The sequence below is a fragment of the Staphylococcus caeli genome (assembly GCF_900097965.1).
Taxonomy (GTDB): domain Bacteria; phylum Bacillota; class Bacilli; order Staphylococcales; family Staphylococcaceae; genus Staphylococcus; species Staphylococcus caeli.
On sequence record NZ_FMPG01000003.1, the window covers coordinates 96,583 to 114,934 of the forward strand.

General features: G+C 33.6%; 18 protein-coding genes. 6 read left to right on the top strand and 12 right to left on the bottom strand.

Going from position 1 to position 18,352, the window contains the following annotated elements:
* Positions 1–145: 145 nt before the first annotated feature.
* The 3 genes from BJS11_RS05370 to BJS11_RS05380 all read right to left on the bottom strand — a co-directional run bounded on the left by BJS11_RS05370 (position 146) and on the right by BJS11_RS05380 (position 2,281).
* A complete protein-coding gene (locus BJS11_RS05370) occupies positions 146–493 on the bottom strand; it encodes a transcriptional regulator, SarA/Rot family (RefSeq protein WP_069995204.1) in 348 nt (115 codons plus the stop codon).
* Between the two features lie 361 nt (positions 494–854).
* Complete coding sequence (locus BJS11_RS05375; protein ID WP_069995203.1) at positions 855–1,214, bottom strand: DoxX family protein; 360 nt, start codon at positions 1,212–1,214, stop codon at positions 855–857.
* Positions 1,215–1,228: 14 nt separating this feature from the next.
* On the bottom strand, positions 1,229–2,281 hold the full coding sequence (locus BJS11_RS05380; RefSeq protein WP_069995202.1) for an LLM class flavin-dependent oxidoreductase: 1,053 nt from the start codon (positions 2,279–2,281) through the stop codon (positions 1,229–1,231).
* A gap of 518 nt (positions 2,282–2,799) precedes the next feature.
* Between BJS11_RS05380 and BJS11_RS05385 the strand changes: the two genes are divergently transcribed.
* Positions 2,800–3,546 (top strand): CHAP domain-containing protein, encoded by a 747-nt coding sequence (locus BJS11_RS05385; protein ID WP_069995201.1) that lies wholly within the window; start codon positions 2,800–2,802, stop codon positions 3,544–3,546.
* Between the two features lie 759 nt (positions 3,547–4,305).
* Here BJS11_RS05385 and nhaC read toward each other — a convergent pair.
* Both nhaC and BJS11_RS05395 read right to left on the bottom strand, forming a co-directional pair.
* Entirely contained in the window at positions 4,306–5,709 is a 1,404-nt protein-coding gene (gene nhaC / locus BJS11_RS05390) for a Na+/H+ antiporter NhaC (protein WP_069995200.1), read from the bottom strand.
* A gap of 28 nt (positions 5,710–5,737) precedes the next feature.
* Positions 5,738–6,808: an NAD/NADP-dependent octopine/nopaline dehydrogenase family protein gene (locus BJS11_RS05395; RefSeq protein WP_069995199.1), complete on the bottom strand. Its 1,071-nt coding sequence runs from the start codon at positions 6,806–6,808 to the stop codon at positions 5,738–5,740.
* A 279-nt stretch (positions 6,809–7,087) separates the two neighbouring features.
* Between BJS11_RS05395 and BJS11_RS05400 the strand changes: the two genes are divergently transcribed.
* From BJS11_RS05400 to BJS11_RS05420, 5 genes are all read left to right on the top strand, one after another.
* On the top strand, positions 7,088–7,468 hold the full coding sequence (locus BJS11_RS05400; RefSeq protein WP_069995198.1) for a DUF4870 domain-containing protein: 381 nt from the start codon (positions 7,088–7,090) through the stop codon (positions 7,466–7,468).
* 325 nt (positions 7,469–7,793) lie between these two features.
* Positions 7,794–8,258 (top strand): CHAP domain-containing protein, encoded by a 465-nt coding sequence (locus BJS11_RS05405; protein ID WP_069995197.1) that lies wholly within the window; start codon positions 7,794–7,796, stop codon positions 8,256–8,258.
* Positions 8,259–8,397: 139 nt separating this feature from the next.
* Complete coding sequence (locus BJS11_RS05410; RefSeq protein ID WP_069995196.1) at positions 8,398–8,718, top strand: DMT family transporter; 321 nt, start codon at positions 8,398–8,400, stop codon at positions 8,716–8,718.
* Positions 8,718–9,032: a DMT family transporter gene (locus BJS11_RS05415; RefSeq protein WP_069995195.1), complete on the top strand. Its 315-nt coding sequence runs from the start codon at positions 8,718–8,720 to the stop codon at positions 9,030–9,032. The genes BJS11_RS05410 and BJS11_RS05415 overlap by 1 nt, the downstream gene beginning before the upstream one ends.
* A gap of 123 nt (positions 9,033–9,155) precedes the next feature.
* Positions 9,156–10,112, top strand: coding sequence for a 2-hydroxyacid dehydrogenase family protein (locus BJS11_RS05420; protein ID WP_069995194.1), 957 nt, complete (start codon positions 9,156–9,158; stop codon positions 10,110–10,112).
* A gap of 104 nt (positions 10,113–10,216) precedes the next feature.
* On the opposite strand, the gene BJS11_RS05425 is transcribed toward BJS11_RS05420, so the two are convergent.
* The 7 genes from BJS11_RS05425 to BJS11_RS05455 form a co-directional block, all read right to left on the bottom strand.
* Entirely contained in the window at positions 10,217–11,341 is a 1,125-nt protein-coding gene (locus BJS11_RS05425; RefSeq protein WP_069995193.1) for an FAD-dependent monooxygenase, read from the bottom strand.
* Positions 11,342–11,421: 80 nt separating this feature from the next.
* Positions 11,422–12,198, bottom strand: coding sequence for an N-acetylglucosaminidase (locus BJS11_RS05430; RefSeq protein WP_069995192.1), 777 nt, complete (start codon positions 12,196–12,198; stop codon positions 11,422–11,424).
* A gap of 24 nt (positions 12,199–12,222) precedes the next feature.
* Complete coding sequence (locus tag BJS11_RS05435; RefSeq protein WP_069995191.1) at positions 12,223–12,444, bottom strand: hypothetical protein; 222 nt, start codon at positions 12,442–12,444, stop codon at positions 12,223–12,225.
* A 241-nt stretch (positions 12,445–12,685) separates the two neighbouring features.
* Positions 12,686–13,156 carry a helical membrane plugin domain-containing protein gene (locus BJS11_RS05440; protein WP_069995190.1) on the bottom strand — a complete coding sequence of 157 codons (471 nt, stop codon included), beginning with the start codon at positions 13,154–13,156 and terminating at the stop codon, positions 12,686–12,688.
* A complete protein-coding gene (gene fdhF / locus BJS11_RS05445; protein WP_070014065.1) occupies positions 13,156–16,110 on the bottom strand; it encodes a formate dehydrogenase subunit alpha in 2,955 nt (984 codons plus the stop codon). The genes BJS11_RS05440 and fdhF overlap by 1 nt, the downstream gene beginning before the upstream one ends.
* Positions 16,111–16,400: 290 nt before the next feature.
* Positions 16,401–17,363, bottom strand: a complete 963-nt coding sequence (locus tag BJS11_RS05450) for an LCP family glycopolymer transferase (protein ID WP_167351809.1) — start codon at positions 17,361–17,363, stop codon at positions 16,401–16,403.
* A gap of 116 nt (positions 17,364–17,479) precedes the next feature.
* Positions 17,480–18,274 (bottom strand): inositol monophosphatase family protein, encoded by a 795-nt coding sequence (locus tag BJS11_RS05455; RefSeq protein WP_069995188.1) that lies wholly within the window; start codon positions 18,272–18,274, stop codon positions 17,480–17,482.
* Positions 18,275–18,352 lie beyond the last annotated feature (78 nt).

Genomic DNA, 18,352 nt, shown 5'->3' on the forward strand with positions numbered 1-18,352 from the left:
AATAAATATAAGTATAACACAGTTAATTTGTTTCTAAAAACAAATATTTGTTCAATATATAACTATTATTATAAATTTACATTTTTCAGAATATTGCGCTTTTTGAAGATGGGAAATGTCTAATAATTGCAGGTGTTATCTATGATTATAGTGCCTTTTGCAGCGTTTCAATCATCTCATTAATTCGTACACGTTGTGCTTCATTTATGTAAACGACCACAGTTCTTTCATCAATTTCGCTTCTCTTTTTACTTAAATAATCCAATTTTATCAATTTTTGAAGTGCTTTCGTTAAGTAGTATGGTTGTAATTCGGAGTATTTTGCAATGTCCTTTGCAGTGATTTCATTGTTGTTACAGTTATAAATGTAATTCAAGATAAATACTTCTTCATAATTTAGTTTATAATTCTTTTTCGTCTCTTTAAAAAATTTCTTGCCTTCTTGATATGTTGCAATCAACTCATTTAATGTTTTAAAACTTTGCGTGTTCATCAAACCACTCCTTATGAATTTCGTGATGTTAATATATGTCACAGTGATTTCTAACAATATTAATATAACAATTTTAGCCTATTTTCCTTCTCAAATTCAATATGACCAACTATGTAAAATATTAAAATTTCCTACTATTTTTTTAATATTTACTTTTAGATTTTAAATTTTAGTGAGCTATTTTTCTTTTTATTACTAAAAAAAGAATATAGGTATCCATTGTATTTATTAATTGATCTAATTCATAAAATGGGTTTATAAATGACATAAATAAAAAACAGACTATTCGTCAACTTAAACGTAACGAATAGCCCTTTCAGTTTCACAATTTACTCTGTTTCATAAATTAATGTGATTATATTTATTTTTTCTTACAATCTAATGTATCTAAGAAGCTAAGTGCTGCTAAACCTGTTAAATCTAACGCATGTTTAGCACCAGCTTTACCGTGCCCTGCCTCAAAGTGTTTGTATGCAGCAACACCTAAAACAGAAATAGTTAATAATGAAGCGATACGAGATAATCGTTTGCTTGCAAAGCTCAACACAAAGAACACTGCACTTAATGATTCAACAGCACCTGCTAATGGTACTGCATTTGCAGGTAAATTAAACACTTCTACAAATGTATCCTTCATAGACTGATCGCCTTTAAGTTTTGGTTTGGCCGCACCGTATAATTCCTTAGCTAACTTTAAGTTTGTTAAATAACGTAATATCATGACAAAATCTCCTTTTATTTGTTTTCAAAATATTTATCTACAATCGGTTTTACCCGTTCGCCTAATAATTTAATGGTATGCATTGTTTTTTCATGTGGCATGGAACCTACAGGTGTATGCAACATAAATCGTGACAGCCCTAATGTTTCTATTGTCTCTATGATTTTATGTGCTACAGTTTCTGGACTACCTACATATAATGCACCATGTGGACCTGCTTCTCTGTCAAAACTATTTTCATCATACATTGCCCAACCACGTTCTTTGGCTAAAACATCGTGGCTTGCTTTAACTGATGGGAAAAATTCTCGCTTAGCTTGTTCATCTGTTTCTGCAATGTAGCCCCATGAATGCGTTGCAATTGGTAACTGATTGATATCATGACCATAAGAGTCAGCAATCGCTTTATACATATCGATATTTCTTTTAAATCTTTTTGGGTCCCCGCCAATTATAGCATAGGTTATCGGTAAACCCAGAGCTCCTGCTTTTAATGAAGACTCTGGTGTACCACCTGTAGCAATAGAGATTGGTAGTGGACCATTTTCAGTTCTTGGATAGACACCTAAATGATCTATAGATGCTCTAAGTTGTCCTTCCCAATGCACAATTTCATTTTGATTGATATTTAAAAGCAATTCAATCTTTTCATTAAATAGTTGTTCGTAGTCATTTAAATTATAACCAAATAATGGAAAAGATTCGATAAAAGAACCTCTGCCTACCATAATTTCTGCTCTACCATTTGATACAGCATCTAATGTAGAAAAACGTTCATAAACACGTACAGGATCATCCGATGATAACACCGTAACCGCACTACTTAATTTGATATGTTCTGTGTTTCTTGCAGCTGCTGCTAATACTGTAACAGGATCAGAAACGGCATAATCAGGTCTATGATGTTCTCCTAACCCATAAACATCTAAACCAGACTGATCTGCAAGTTCAATTTCTTCTATTATATTGCGAATTCTTTCTGCATTTGATAATGCTGATTGCCGACCTTCATCCGTGTAAATATCACTATTATCTGCAAATGATGTTAGTCCAAGTTCAATTTTCATATATTCACCTCGCTACATAAGTATAATTTTTATACTAACTATATTAAGGCTTTGTTTATAAAGTGTCAATATGGTTGCTTAAATGTGTGTATTTCTTAAATTTTTCCACCATAAATTAGATTAATCAAAATATAATCAATAAATCATACTATGTATAAATATTATTTTCTTATGTTTTTAAATATATATAATGTCTCTTATATTACTGTTTGTAATTTTCTGTTATTTTACAGCTTTGTAATATACTAAAGTGCAATGTTACACATTAAAATGTGAAAAGTCGATACGGTCAGTCTTTAGAAGTATGTTTGTACATACTTTCTTTGTTACATGACAGCATTAATTATTAGAACTAAATTACAAAACGATAACAACCCACACAAACCTAACTTTTTCTGATAAAGTAATGCTTGTCGTTGAAACAGCGAATAAAAATTATAACAAATTGTCGTTTAGAGACTGGGATACAATTAAGACTAAAATTTAATTATTTACTATTCTTAGGAGGATATTTAACAATGAAAAAAATCGCTACAGCAACTATCGCTACTGCAGGAATCGCTACTTTTGCTTTCGCTCAAAATGAAGCAGATGCATCAGAAAATAACAATGGTGGGTACAATCCAAATGACCCAACTTCATATAGCTACTCATATACTATAGACCAACAAGGTAACTACCACTACACTTGGCAAGGTAACTGGAATCCAAGTTCAGTTGACCAAGGTCACAATAATAACTATAACTATGGTTACAGCAATAATAACTATAACTATGGTTACAGCAATAATAACGCTACAGCAACTCAATCTTATACAGCATACAACCAAAGTACTGGTGGAAGAGGCGCAGTTTCAAACTCTACTTCAAACAGCAATGTTAAAGTAAGTACAACTAGTGCACCATCAAGTTCTTCAAACTCAATCTCAAGCACTTCAGGTTCATCAAACAACCTTTATACTGCTGGTCAATGTACATACTATGTATATGACAAAGTTGGCGGTAAAATCGGTTCTACTTGGGGTAACGCAAACAACTGGGCAAGCGCAGCAGCTGCTTCAGGTTACACAGTAAACAACAAACCTGCTTCAGGTTCAATCTTACAATCAACAGCTGGTGGTTACGGTCACGTAGCATATGTTGAAAATGTAAACAGCGACGGTTCAATCAACGTTTCTGAAATGAACTATGGTCACGGTGCTGGTGTTGTAACTTCACGTACAATCTCTGCTAGCGAAGCAGCAGGTTACAACTACATTCACTAATTAGTGCTTACTAAAGACAATCCTTTGCGGATTGTCTTTTTTTGTGACAACAAATAAACTACACATACAAACCACAACCTCATAATACAGACTTAACCTACTATAATATAGCTAGTTACTGTTTCTGCACAAAGTGTTTATCAATTAAGGCCTTATACTAACATAATAATGGCTAGTGAATTTTAAGTTACCTTATTAAGATAAATACTAATGTGAATAACAAGGTCTAGTAATACCCATTGAATATATAAAATAAAAACTGCCGACAAAGCTGTAAACTTTGTTGGCAGTTTAATGTTAAGACATTACTTTCATCTTAAACTTACTTATATAAATACTTATTTAATATCATTATCAGCGCATGTATTAATTAAATGCGCAAACGAATCGGTTCTATAATGTAATATCGCTACAATATACACAACAAAACCGATCCTAAAATAGATAATAGAAGGATATTTAAAATCTTTATCTATACATATGATTGAATGAAGTAGCAATGAACTCATTTTACAAAAGTAATATCGCTACAATGATTACTATGTAAAATCAAACTCATTTCATCCATAGTTGTGTTTAACCTAAATAAATGGTTTCAAACTTCTATTTTGAAATTTTGATAAAGAAATTGTAAATTTCATACACTTATATAAGCTCAAGTGCACTATGACAGCTTTTCATTAAATAAATGCAGGACAAGCTATAAAATCAAAAACTCAATTTCATACCCTATCCTGCATCTTATATTTTAAGTTTATGTTATTGTGTTTCACTTGGTTTTGCTTTTTTAATACCGATACCTGTAAAGCCATAAAACAATGCGAATACAATACATAAGTAACAAGGTACTGTCCAAATGAAGAATTGGTCAACAGTAACACCGAGTTGCTGTGCGTAATAAATACCTGATGTGCCCCATGGAATTAATGGAATAATCATCGTTCCTGAATCTTCGAGCGTTCTCGACAAATTCGAACGATCAAGCCCCATTTTATTATACATTTTCATCATCAATACGCCGACCATGATAATCACTACAGAAGCAACGCCTGCAGCTAGTACCATCATGAGTCCACCTAATACTGTTGCAAGTACCAATTGTCCAACAGTATTGATATTTTTAGAAATTTTACCTAAAATCACGTCTAAACAGCCTGCTTTTTCAACAATACCTGCAAATGCATATCCACAAAAAATCGTGACAACAATTTCAGTCATGCTCATCATACCACCTTGTTCAACAAGGCTAATTGCTTTCTTAGTTAATTCACCACTACTGGCAGGAATCATATCTTTATTAAAACCGTTAAAAGTTGCGTTGAATCCATCTACCAGTTTAAAACCATTATTAAATGTACCGACAATAATCGCACTCAAACTGGAAATTAACATTGCTGGTACCGTTGATATTTTTAACAGCAAACAAACGATAATTACAACAAGCGGTATCCATACAAAAACGTTAATATTGTAAATATGTGACAATTCTTTTAGCAACTCATTCACTTGGCTCGTATTCGTTTGACCTCTAAATTGTCGTCCTGCAATATACCAAACAATCAATCCAATAATAGATGCTGGTACGGTCGTCCAAACCATTGCTCTAATATGTGAAAAAATATTCACTTTCGTAACTAATGCTGCTAAATTTGTAGTGTCAGAAAGCGGTGACATTTTATCACCAAATACCGCACCGGCTATAATTGCGCCAGCAGCCATTCCTGGTGTGATATGTAATTGTGCAGCAATAGCCATAAGCGCAATCCCAGCTGTAGATGCAGACCCCCATGCTGTTCCCGTTGCGACAGAAGTAATTGCACAGATGATAAATGCAGATACTAAAAATAAATTAGGATTTAAAAATTCTAATCCATAGTATATTAAAGCTGGTACAGTCCCTGAATACATCCATGTCCCTACAATAATGCCTACTGCTAATATAATAAAAATTGCAGGCATCGCCGTAGCTAAACGGTGTGTGATGCCTTCTTCTAAATCTTGCCATTTTAGACCTACACGTCTAGCTATAATCGCTGCATATGCTGACGCTAATATTAATAATGCTTGTATTGGTATATGGAATACTACAAACCCTGTAATCACTATAATAATCATCACTACAATTGTAGAAATTGATTCTAAAAATGTTGGTTGCCTTTTCATTCACATTCCCCCTATTTACATTATTAAATTATTCTAATCCGAGTTTGTCTTTACCTAACTCATCAATTGTTAGCCCTTCTTCGAAGAAATCACGTTCTAAAATCGTTGACGCGATGACGATAATTGCATCGATATTAGGTGTTGCGACATCAATTTCACGTCCCAAACTAGACCATAGTACTAAACCGTATGCTATATCTTCTGTTAAATAACGATTTTTCACACGGTTAGGTCCTTTAATTTGTGAGAATACAGGACTCGTATTAAATAAGCGATTGAGTGGTTCATCTTCATCCTGTTTTTCTAAATATCCACGTTCTATACGTGCTTCCTTAGCTGTAGATAATTCAAAACCAAGTTTGCGCCCCAATGTTAATCTTTCTAATTCGACGGCATGTAAGAGTCTAACAGTATGTCTTGTGATGCCTTCTTCGTATAATGCAAATTCATCTGCATAATCTATACGCCCTACATTCAGTAAAGTTGGACCTGGATGTACTTCTGGGTTACCATTTTCAAGATTTGTCTTCCAAAGGCTTTCTTCCTTTACTATATATGGGTAAAGGGCTTCAATTTTATCAAATGCCTCACTTAAATAAGCTTTATCATATGTTGAAAAGTGAACTTTTCTTACGTTTAATGATAAATCTACGCGTGCTTCTTCAAAATTAACACGTGTCCCGTATGTAAGTGTATTTGCCTCAGCAAATTGCGGCATTTCCTCAATATGCTTATCTTCTAACACATTCATGAAACGAATAGATCCCATCGAAGCTGCAATATTAAAGAAAATTAGTTGCTTACTTTTAACAAAAGGCGCCATTGTATACGCGTAATGTTCAATGAATGACGATGGAATGACAATTTGAATAACTTCAGCGTCTTGAAGCACATATTCCATATCATCACTTATGTCAGTAAATGAGACAAAACTTTCTTCACCTTCATTATTAAAGGTAAAACCACCTTGTTCTATTGCTTTATCAAATTTATTCATGGATTGATTTCTGCAATATAGTTTTACTTCATGACCTTTGCTGTACATATCTAAAGCCGCTGTCACCGCTCCATTCCCTGAACCTACGATAGCTATTTTCATAATAACCCTTCTTTCTATTAAAATTTTGTATTCTATTTTTAGCATTACTATCAACTATAACCTATTCCCAAAATTCATAAACAATCGTTTAAAAACATAATGTTCTGGCTATAGTTAGTTAACACTATTAAAAGTGCATCACTACATTTTAACAAGTATACACAATACAATATAGCCATTTTTTTAAAATAAATAAATAATTTCAAAATGCATATAAACCATTTAGAAACTTTGGTATAGTTATGTTGTGAAATACATTAAATAGGAGGTTGTATCCTTATGACAGAACAATTCAATGAACAAGCAAATCAAGCATATCAATCCAATTTTAATCAAGAACCTAATAGTGATGCGAGATTAATGGCTACATTAATCTATGTATTGAGCTTCTTCGCACCTTTACTAGCACCATTAATCATTTGGTTAATTAAACGTGAAGAATCTCCATTTGTTGATAGAGCTGGAAAAAACTACTTTAACTTTTTAATTTCTTATACTATATGGCTTACTGTTTCATCGATTGCTATGATTATATTAATTGGATTTATTCTTGTACCTGTGATTACAGTATTATTAATCGTCTTTACAATCATTGCTGCTGTAAAAGCATATAATGGTGAAGATTATTTAGCACCACTATCTATTAGATTCTTAAAATAATTTGAAACACAATTTTGTGATTCTTTACAACAGCTGTAACAATCAAATGTTTTAAAATCACATTTTCAAGCTAAAAACCTTATAATATCAGTGTTTGCGATATGTTACGAGCGGACACCAATTTGTAACCTCACATCTCGTTTATTACAACGATATGTGAGGTTTTTTTAATTGTTTTACAAAAGCGTAACATTGCACACAAAGTAGATTTCTTCTGTTAGAGTATTACTTGTCGTTGAAAGCAAATCGAATTTACAAATTAAAAAATTAAGGCAATACTATTTGCCATTTAAATATTTACAATCTTTGGGAGGATTTTTAAATTATGAAAAAATTAGTAACAGCAACTACATTAACAGCAGGTATCGGTGCAGCAATCGTAGGTTTAGATCACGGAAATGAAGCAGACGCAGCAGAACAAACTCAACCAGCAGCTCAAGATAACACACAATCTACTGGTTCAAGTGCTAACTTATATACTGCAGGTCAATGTACTTGGTATGTATTCGATAAAGTTGGCGGTAACATTGGCTCTACTTGGGGCAATGCAAATAACTGGGCTTCAGCTGCTTCAGCTGCAGGTTACACAGTAAATAATTCACCTGAAGCTGGTTCAATTTTACAATCAACTGCTGGTGGTTATGGTCACGTAGCATACGTTGAAAGTGTAAACAATGATGGTTCAATCACAGTTTCTGAAATGAACTATAACGGTGGACCATTCTCAGTAAGTGAACGTACAATTTCAGCTGGTGAAGCAAGTTCATACAGCTACATCCACGTAAACTAATATGATTAACATTTGAATGTTTTTTAAACCGATTAAGTGCGCATACTTGATCGGTTTTTTTATGCATCCTTGATTATTGAATATTCAAGTATAATTTGAGAAAATTACATAGTTATTTAAAAATAAGGAGGTTCATTACATGCAATGGTTTAAAGTCATCTTAGCTGGTCTCATTGAAATCGTCTGGGTTACTGGTTTAAATACAGCTGATTCATTAATGAGTTGGATTGGCACATTTATAGTTATCATTATCAGTTTCTTTCTAGTTATATCTGCATGTAAATCGTTACCCGTAGGTACTGTATATGCCGTTTTTGTAGGTATTGGTGCAGTAGGTACGGTCATCGTCGACATGATTTTATTCAATGATCCGTTTAATAGCGTTAAAATTGCGCTTATTTTATTATTAGTCATTAGCATTATCGGCTTAAAGTTAACTACAGAGGAGGCTGAAAAATAATGGCTTGGTTACTGTTATTACTCGCTGGTTTATTAGAAGTAGTTGGTGTAGTTATTTTAAATGAAATTACCCGCACCAAGAAAAAATGGCTTGTCATTTTATTAGCAATTGCCTTTGTTTGTAGTTTTAGCACACTTAAATTGGCTATGAATGATATCCCAATGGGCACAGCATATGCCATATGGAGTGGTATTGGTACAGCCGGTGGAACATTAATCGGCATGATGTTTTATAACGAGTCCACAAATGCAAAACGTATTTTCTTTATTGCCTTAATCATATTATCCATCGTTGGATTGAAACTCGTAAATTAATGTCAATTATCATCATACGCACGCACCTACCAATATATATAAGACTATTTAAAATAAGTAATAGTATCATTTGTTTGAGCCAATGAATTTTAATATACTTTATATTAAAGGAAGTGATAAAACATGGTAAAAGTTTATATTGCAGGTCCAGTTCCTGACGTAGGATATCAATTATTGAAAGACCAAGGTTACACTGTTGAAATGTATGAAGGCAATGGCATTATAGATAAAGAAACCTTAAAAGCAGGTGTCAAAGATGCTGACGCTTTAATTAGTTTATTATCGACACCAGTGGATCAAGAAATCATTGATGCAGCCGATCATTTAAAAATTATCGCTAATTATGGTGCTGGCTTTAATAATGTTGATATTGATTATGCACGTAAACAAAATATTGATGTAACAAATACACCAAAAGCTTCAACAAATTCGACTGCTGAATTAACATTCGCACTTGTATTAGCAGTAGCGAGACGTATACCAGAAGGTGACAAGTTATGTCGAACAACCGGTTTTGATGGTTGGGCGCCACTCTTTTTCCGTGGAAGAGAAGTTTCCGGTAAAACCATTGGCATTATTGGTCTCGGTGAAATTGGTGGTGCTGTTGCAAAACGCGCGAAAGCATTTGATATGAATGTACTTTACACAGGTCCACATCAAAAGAAAGATAAGGAACGAGAAATCGGCGCAAAATACGTCGACTTGGAAACATTACTCAAACATTCAGATTTTGTAACTATAAATGCAGCATATAGTCCAAGTTTGCATCATCAAATTGATACGAAACAATTGGAAATGATGAAGCCTACGAGTTACCTTATAAATGCATCTAGAGGGCCTATTGTTCATGAACAAGCACTTGTAAAGGCTCTACAAGATAAAGTCATAGAAGGTGCAGCATTAGATGTTTATGAATTTGAACCTGAAATAAACGATACGCTTAAATCGTTAGATAATGTTGTCTTAACACCTCATATTGGTAACGCTACATTCGAATCACGCGATATGATGTCTAAAATTGTAGCTAATGACACAATCAGCAAGCTAAATAATCAAACACCTAAATTCATTGTGAATTAATCATTGTTCAACAATGCGAATCATTGCTCAAATAGCAATAAAAGTAATTAACCTCGAGTTGCGTATCATCACGCAACCCGAGGTTTATTTTATCTAAATATCTATTATTTACTTTTTGATTTATATAAGAATTTTGTCTGACCAGCAACAAGACGGTTTGGTATCACCTTAGCCAATAAATTCCTACCAGCTACAACAAGCTTATTACGTTTTTGGGCTATTTTACCAATTTTTCTTGAACGCATTATTACTTTTTTAGTATGTTGTACACGTAGTTTATCATAACGTTGCAATGCAGCTTCAAATGGGTAAGCCTGCAAGCAATTCGCTAAAACAATAGCATCTTCCATTGCTTGTCCTGCGCCCTGTCCCATATTTGGTGTAGTTGCATGTGCTGCATCGCCTAGCAATATCACACGTTGGTAAACAAATGATTTTAATGGTTGTAAATCATAGATATCATGTAATAAGATATCCGTTTCACTCTGTTTGTCTAACACTTGTCTTACTTCATTTGGAAAATGATTAAATCGTGCTTGTAAATGTGGTTTCCCATACGCACGCATCTTTGCATCATTTTCCTTAGCATTAATAGAAATAAACCAATACGCTTGGTTATTCAATAATGGTACAATCCCTACGCGACCTTTTGGTGACCAATATTCTTTTGCAATATTATCTGTTTTAATATCTACGTCATCTACTAAACCTCTAAAGACCGTATAACCTTGATAGATTGATTTACTGTTTGGAACAACTGATTGTCTAATAATTGAATGTAAACCATCGGCTCCAATGCATAAATCAAATGCTTCTGGTGCTTGTTCACTAAAATGTACAGTTACCTTCATTGCACCATTATCTATATGCGTCACTTGATGATTTGTATAAATAGTAGATTCAGGTACATATGACTGGATGACATCTATTAAGCTTTGGCGTGTCATAGTTAAATTAATTGTAGATTTCTTTAATTTAGCCTTACTGAGTACATTGTTTTTGTCATCTAATATTTCCATTATATCAATGACTTGTCCAATATTTTTAATCCCTTTTGCTAAATCATGATTTCCTAATTTATCAATAACGTTGCCGCCAATGCCGATACCTGCACCCACTTCAGTAACTTCATTATTTTTTTCAAACACTTTAACGTCGTGCCCTTGTTCGCTCAATAATGCAGCTGCTGTTAATCCACCTATACCAGCACCGATGATTGCTATTTTCATCTTTAATTCACTCCAAATTCGCTATTCTTGTCTTAATGTATTACTTCAATCTATCCGCATGTTGCATTATCATATATTCACTATAAGTAATAATCTTTGTTAACATGATCTTTCTTAATACCAAGTTTATCATAGTACAACTTCATAAATGTAGCGATATTCTCATCCCATTCAATATCACTAGCATATTGATGTTCTCCGGGAGATGACGGATGCCACCTCATTTGGTATAACGAGAGTTGCTTATTTTCAAAATAATTATTTCTGACAAATTTCGCACCACCCATAATCGCTTTCTCTGGTGAAGTCCAAGATTGTTTTTTAGCATAGCTACTACCTGTATGAACAGCATTCTCGTCAAATGCGCCAATGCCATAAAAATTATAATATTTCTTACCTTTGTCTTCGATACCTTTTGCCAGTTCAGATTTACCATTGCCCGTCTCAACTAAAGCATGACTTACAAGATAAATAACATTAACTTCATATTTATCTTGCGCTTTTAAAAATGTCTTACCTTTGCCTTTTAAAATCCCTTTATCTTTCAACATGTCATTGAGCTCTTGTTCAGACATAGGTACTTTTTCCGAAATATCCATATGATTTAAGTTGCCTTTATCACTGTCGACAGCCATTGCATTTTTCACATCAGTCTTTGACGCTTCTACAAATTGACCATCTTTCTCTGTCATATTTAATGTACCTGCTCCAACTTGTTTCTCTACCGCTTCATTAAAAGTATGTGTTTTTTGATTATCAAAAAGATGTGTTTCATTAATTATGAATAACACAGCAAATATCATAGCAATGAGGATAATTATAAACAATGGCATTTTACGTTTGATATTGTCATTCATTATGTGGAATCTCCTTAATTTTTGCTATTTGGTTAACGTAATATACGCAATAATGATAGCGATGAGGACAATTACAAATGAAACATTAATTATAATTTTCATTGCTTTTCTATCTCTAAATAGCGTGTTAAATATCATTAAACTAATCGCTAAGGAAACAACAAACATCGTTATTGCCATTACCATATGCATCGTTGCTAACAGTACAATGCCAATGAGTAAAAATACATTCGAGATGATAGCCATGATTTTTATTATTTTCGGATTGATACGCCTTCCACTCCTTGCTCTAAACTTAGTATAAATTTAACTCCAATAATAGAAATTGTATCACATTTGTCATGGATTCAATATGTCATTTTTCAAACAACAAAAAGAGTGAGTCAGAAAACAAATGCATTACATTTGTTTTCTAAAACTCACTCAAATACATATACCGCTTTTTTAATTATAAAACTATTTAAAAACCTTGAACTTAATATTCAATTTAAGAATCTCTCGACATACCTCTTAACATATTTAGCATATACGTTAAGCTACGATTCATTTCGTCATCTTTTAAGATACTCATTAAACCAGTAATAGATGTTTTTTGATTAGGATTCGCTTTATTCGCAACACTAAGTCCTTTGTTAACTTTATTCAACATCGTCGTTAAATCATCAACATCTAAATCGCCAAGTAAGAATACCAAGGAGGCCATGTTCGAAATTAATCCAGTATACTGCTCTTTGTTTAACTCTACAGAGAATTTATTCGCAATAACGCCTCTACTCTTAACTGCACCAGACATTGCATCTAAAATTTTCGCATCATCTAAAGTATTAATAAGATTGATTGCTTTTAGAATACTATCCTTGTTCGCTGCAATTGCATCGGTTACTTCTGCTAAACTCTCTTGTTTAACTTGCTCCTCTGATTTGTGCATACGTTTAATATTCGTTATTCTTTCAGCCATTATTTATTCACCTGACTTCCTGGGAATGTGTAATCTTCACGTTTCCATTTATCTTCAACACGTACACTATACTGTGGTTGACGTTGCTTATTCACACGGAAGTTTGTAGGATTTAACGGCGATTTACCTCTACGTGTTTTCACTTCCATACGACAACTTGTACGTTTATAAGATGGTGTATCCGTATCTTTATCTACATCACTATTTGTTAATAGATTAATTGCACCATGATCACCATTTGCCATCGCATTATTATTTAATGGAATATAAATTTCTTTGCCTTTTACTCTATCTGTTACGTGAGCAACGAGTTCTACTTCTCCAGTTTCCGAAATCAATTTAATTTCAGCACCTTCATGAATCCCTCTATCTTCGGCAAGTTCTGGTGATACTTCAACGAAAGCATTCGGCACTTTGTATTCAAGTCCAGGTACTTTATAAGTCATATTACCTTCATGGAAATGTTCAAGTAAACGACCATTATTTACATGTAAGTCATACTCTTCATTTACTTTAAAGAAGTTATCAAATGTCAGTGGATAGAAATTCGCTTTTTTATCTTCAAAATTAAATCCATTAAGATATAGCGTTGGCTCATCTGTACCATCTTCAGCAACTGGCCATTGCAAACTATTATACCCTTCAAGTCTGTCGTAACTTACACCTGAATAAAGTGGTGTAACTCTAGCAATTTCATCCATTATTTCACTTGGATGTGTGTAGCCCCAATCATATCCTAATGATTTGGCTACTGCTTGGATAATTTCCCAGTCAGGTTTAGAATCGCCTTTAGGCTCTAAAGCTTGATATAAACGTTGGATACGACGCTCTGTATTGGTAAATGTTCCAGTTTTTTCAAGTGAAGGACTTGCTGGTAACACAACATCTGCAAACGTTGCTGTGAACGTAAAGAACTCATCTTGAACAACTAAAAATCCAACTTTCTCTAATGCTGCTTGTACATAGTTGATATTAGAATCGACAATTCCCGTATCTTCACCATATAGGTATAAGGAATCGATTTCACCTTCGTGTATGCCTTCCATCATTTGATGATTATCTCTACCAACTTTGCTTGGTAATGCTTCGCCATATTCACGTTCGAATTTAGCTCTAATTTCGTCATCTACAACTTTTTGGTAGCCTGGGAATTGATCAGGCATACTACCCATATCACTACAGCCTTGAACGTTATTATGTCCACGTAGTGGATATGCACCAGAACCTGGTTTTCTATAGTTTCCTGTAGCTAACAATAAATTAGAAATTGCAGTTGACGTATCACTACCAATATCTTGTTGCGTTACGCCCATCGCCCAAGCAATTGAAACAGATTTCGCATCTGCAACTTGATGTGCAAAATCAATTAACGCTTCTTGAGCAATACCTGTAGTTTCTTCGGCAAATGCCATTGTATAAGGTTCTAATGATTTATAATATTCATCAAAACTATTTACCCACTCATCAATAAATGCTTTGTCATGTAAGTCATTATCAATAATATACTTTGTCACTGCAGATAACCAAACTAAATCAGTACCTGGTTTCGGTTGATAAAAGTTGTCTGCACGCTCAGCCATTTCATGCTTACGAATGTCGAATACATTGAGCGTATTGTTATATAATTTATGTCCACGTTTAATACGAGATGCAATAACAGGATGTGCTTCTGCAGTATTTGTTCCAATTAATACAACCATATCAGCAATTTCAAGATCTTCTATAGAACCTGAATCGCCACCATGACCAACAGTTCTGAATAGACCTTTTGTTGCTGGTGCTTGACAATAACGTGAACAGTTATCCACGTTGTTTGTACCAATGACCTGTCTAGCCAATTTCTGCATTAAGTAAGATTCTTCATTCGTAGCTTTTGAAGAAGAGATGAACGCTAAGCCATCAGAACCATGTGATGCTTTAACCTTATTAAAATTATCCGCAACAACACTTAATGCTTCTTCCCATTCTACTTCTTCAAACTGTCCATTTTTACGTACTAAAGGCTTCGTTAAACGTTCATCTGAATCAACATAATCCCAACCAAATTTCCCTTTCACACATGAAGAAATTTTATTGGCAGGTGATTCATGTTGAGGTTGAACTTTTAATACTTCTCTATCTTTTGTCCAAACATCGAAAGAACAACCCACACCACAGTATGTACATACAGTTTTTGTTTTTTCGATACGTTCTTCACGCATAGCCGCTTCTGAGTCTGAAACTGCAAATAACGGACCGTATCCTGGTTCCGCTTTTTTCGTTAAATCAATCATCGCCGCTAATGAACCTGGTTCTAAGTCTGTCATATAACCAGCGTTACCTTCCATATTGACTTCCATCATTGCGTTACATGGACAAACAGTTGCACATTGGCCACATCCAACACATGATGAGTCATTGATTGAAGTATCATTATCCCATATAACACGTGGTTGTTGGCGTTCCCAGTCTATAGTCAACGTTTCGTTAACTTGCACATCTTGACATACTTCTACACAACGACCACATAAGATACATTGGTTTGGATCATAACGATAAAATGGACCGTAATCTTTTTCATATGGTTTCTCTTTATATTCGTATGTTTGATGTTCTAAGCCCCACTGATCCATTGTATTGTGAATTTCACAATCTCCGTTGTTATAATCACAAACTGTACAATATAACATGTGTTTCTCTAAGATACGATCTAATGCTTCTTTTTGACTCGTTTGTACTTTGTCATTTTGAGTATGTACAATCATTGGTTTGTCGATTGTTGTACTACATGCGCGTTGCATTTGACCATCAATTTCCACTGTACATGTATCACATGTTTGAATTGGACCAAGTGATTCGTTATAACATATTGAAGGAACAAACGTATCTTGAGATTTAATAAATTCTAATAAATTTGTTCCAGGTTCAACAAGATAATCTTTGCCATCTAATGAGACAATTAAATGTTCTTGCATCTTCTTCACCCCTGCTTTTATATTTGTTTTGCCCATGCATTTAACTTCTTAAGATGTTTGATAACATTACATCTAAAAAGCCCCACACTTTTTCAAGATAATGTTACTTTATATTGTATAGGTATTTTGAAGAAATGTTAAGGTTTTCTATTATATTTACCCACTTTTAATTAAATAGTTCCATATTTAATTTGCACTGTTCATTAATTATTATATAGTAGTTACCTTTAATCACTGCATTAGAAAAAGACTCTGTATTTGCGAAACGCAATTTACAGAGTCTTTAAAAATTAAATTCCTAAGTTGTCTTTAATACTAGATTCAATTTCGCTCAGTGAGCTTTCACTTGGTACGAAATAGTACAATCCATCGTCTTGAATGCCACCTTGACCATCTAGTTGATGTCTATGAACATTGTCGTTCGCATTTTTATAATTACTTCTTACTGTGTTTAATTCACCGATAGTTAAATCTGTTTTCACATTATCTTCAACATGATTCATCAAAGCATTAAAATGTGTTACAGAGCTTATGCCTGTTAATTTATTTGCTAAACCTTGAATTACAAGTTGTTGACGTTCTTGTCTACCAAAGTCTCCACCCGCACCATCTTCTTTACGACTTCTAATAAACGCCATCGCTTCATTACCGTCCATTTCAGTCTTTTCACCTTGTGTGAAGTGATAACCATGGAATGAGAATGTTGCATTACTTGTTACTGTAATGCCACCAAATGTATCAATCATGTCTTTCATACCATCCATATCTATAGTTGCATAATGATCGATTGGTACATTCAATAATTTTTCAACAGATTTCACTGCCATATCAGGACCACCATATGCATAAGCATGGTTGATTTTCTCTGTTGTCCCTTTACCTACGATATCAGCTTGTGTATCTCTCGGAATACTCACAATTTCAGTTGTTTTCTTTTCCGGATTTACTGATAACACCATAATGGTATCACTACGTTGTCCACCACCATCAGCTGCTCTTTTAGCATCTGAATCGACACCAAACAATGCAATCGTAAAAGGATCACCATCATTTAAATTCACTTTTTTATCTCTAAGTTCAGATTTATCTCTATTTAAAGGATTGTGTATCGCTCCCCCAACTGAGAAAATTTTAAATCCTAAATAAATAACTGCAACTAATGCTAACAACGCTAAGATTCCAAAAAACCATAAAAAGATTTTAGCTGGTAAACCCATCTTTCTTTTTTTATCAGAACGATTCACTATTATCATTCTCCATTTCTTTATTCAATTTTATACTCTATTTAATATTACATTATATAGTAATAAAAAATTTATGACATAGTGCTTTAGACCTATTCTTTTTTTAATTAATAAAAGTTATTAACTTAATATTTCTTATAGCCATCGCCTGCATTCAAGATTGCTAACATGTCAGCATGGCAACCCTTATTACTAATAATAAATGGACCCGCCGTTGAAAAATCTAACGGTTCATTATTTAAGGAAGTCATTTTCAAACCTAATTCACTAGCAAATAAAAACTGAGCTGCAATATCCCAAGGCTTAGGATTTGTGTTAACATGTGCACCAAATTGTCCTTTAACAACTCTCATAGAATCCAATCCACATGAACCAATACATCTATAACCGAAAGTTGCTGCATTCAAATCGCTAATCGTGGCATCGTTAATCACTAAAGGATTATATGAGACAATCGCATCTTTCAATTCAAGCATTTCTGGTTCGTGTAACGTTTTGCCATTAACATATGCACCATATCCTTTTATGGCTTTATAGAGTTGGCCATGAGGGTAGTCATATATGTAAGATAATACTGGTTCTCCATTAACAAAATACCCAAGTATAATACAATAGTCTTCTTGCTGCTTAACTAAATTCGTCGTACCATCAATAGGATCCATTATCCAAACATGTCCTTGTTTAGCATTTATGTCATTGTTCAATTTTTCCTCGGCAAACAACTGATGGCTTGGAAAATGTTGATTCAAAAATCGTTCGAAATGTTGCTGAATTGTCTTGTCTACATTTGTAACTAAGTCAAATCTATTTTGCTTAGTAGTCGTAACCATATCATTTATGAGCTTGGGGATAATTTCATCAAGTGTTTCAAGCCATGCATTAACAGCATCATCTATTTGCATTAATTGCGTTCTTTCCATTTAAGTTACACCTCTTTGTTTATATAAATATTGAAAAACTATTATGTATAATTTGTTTTATTTTATCATATAACATTA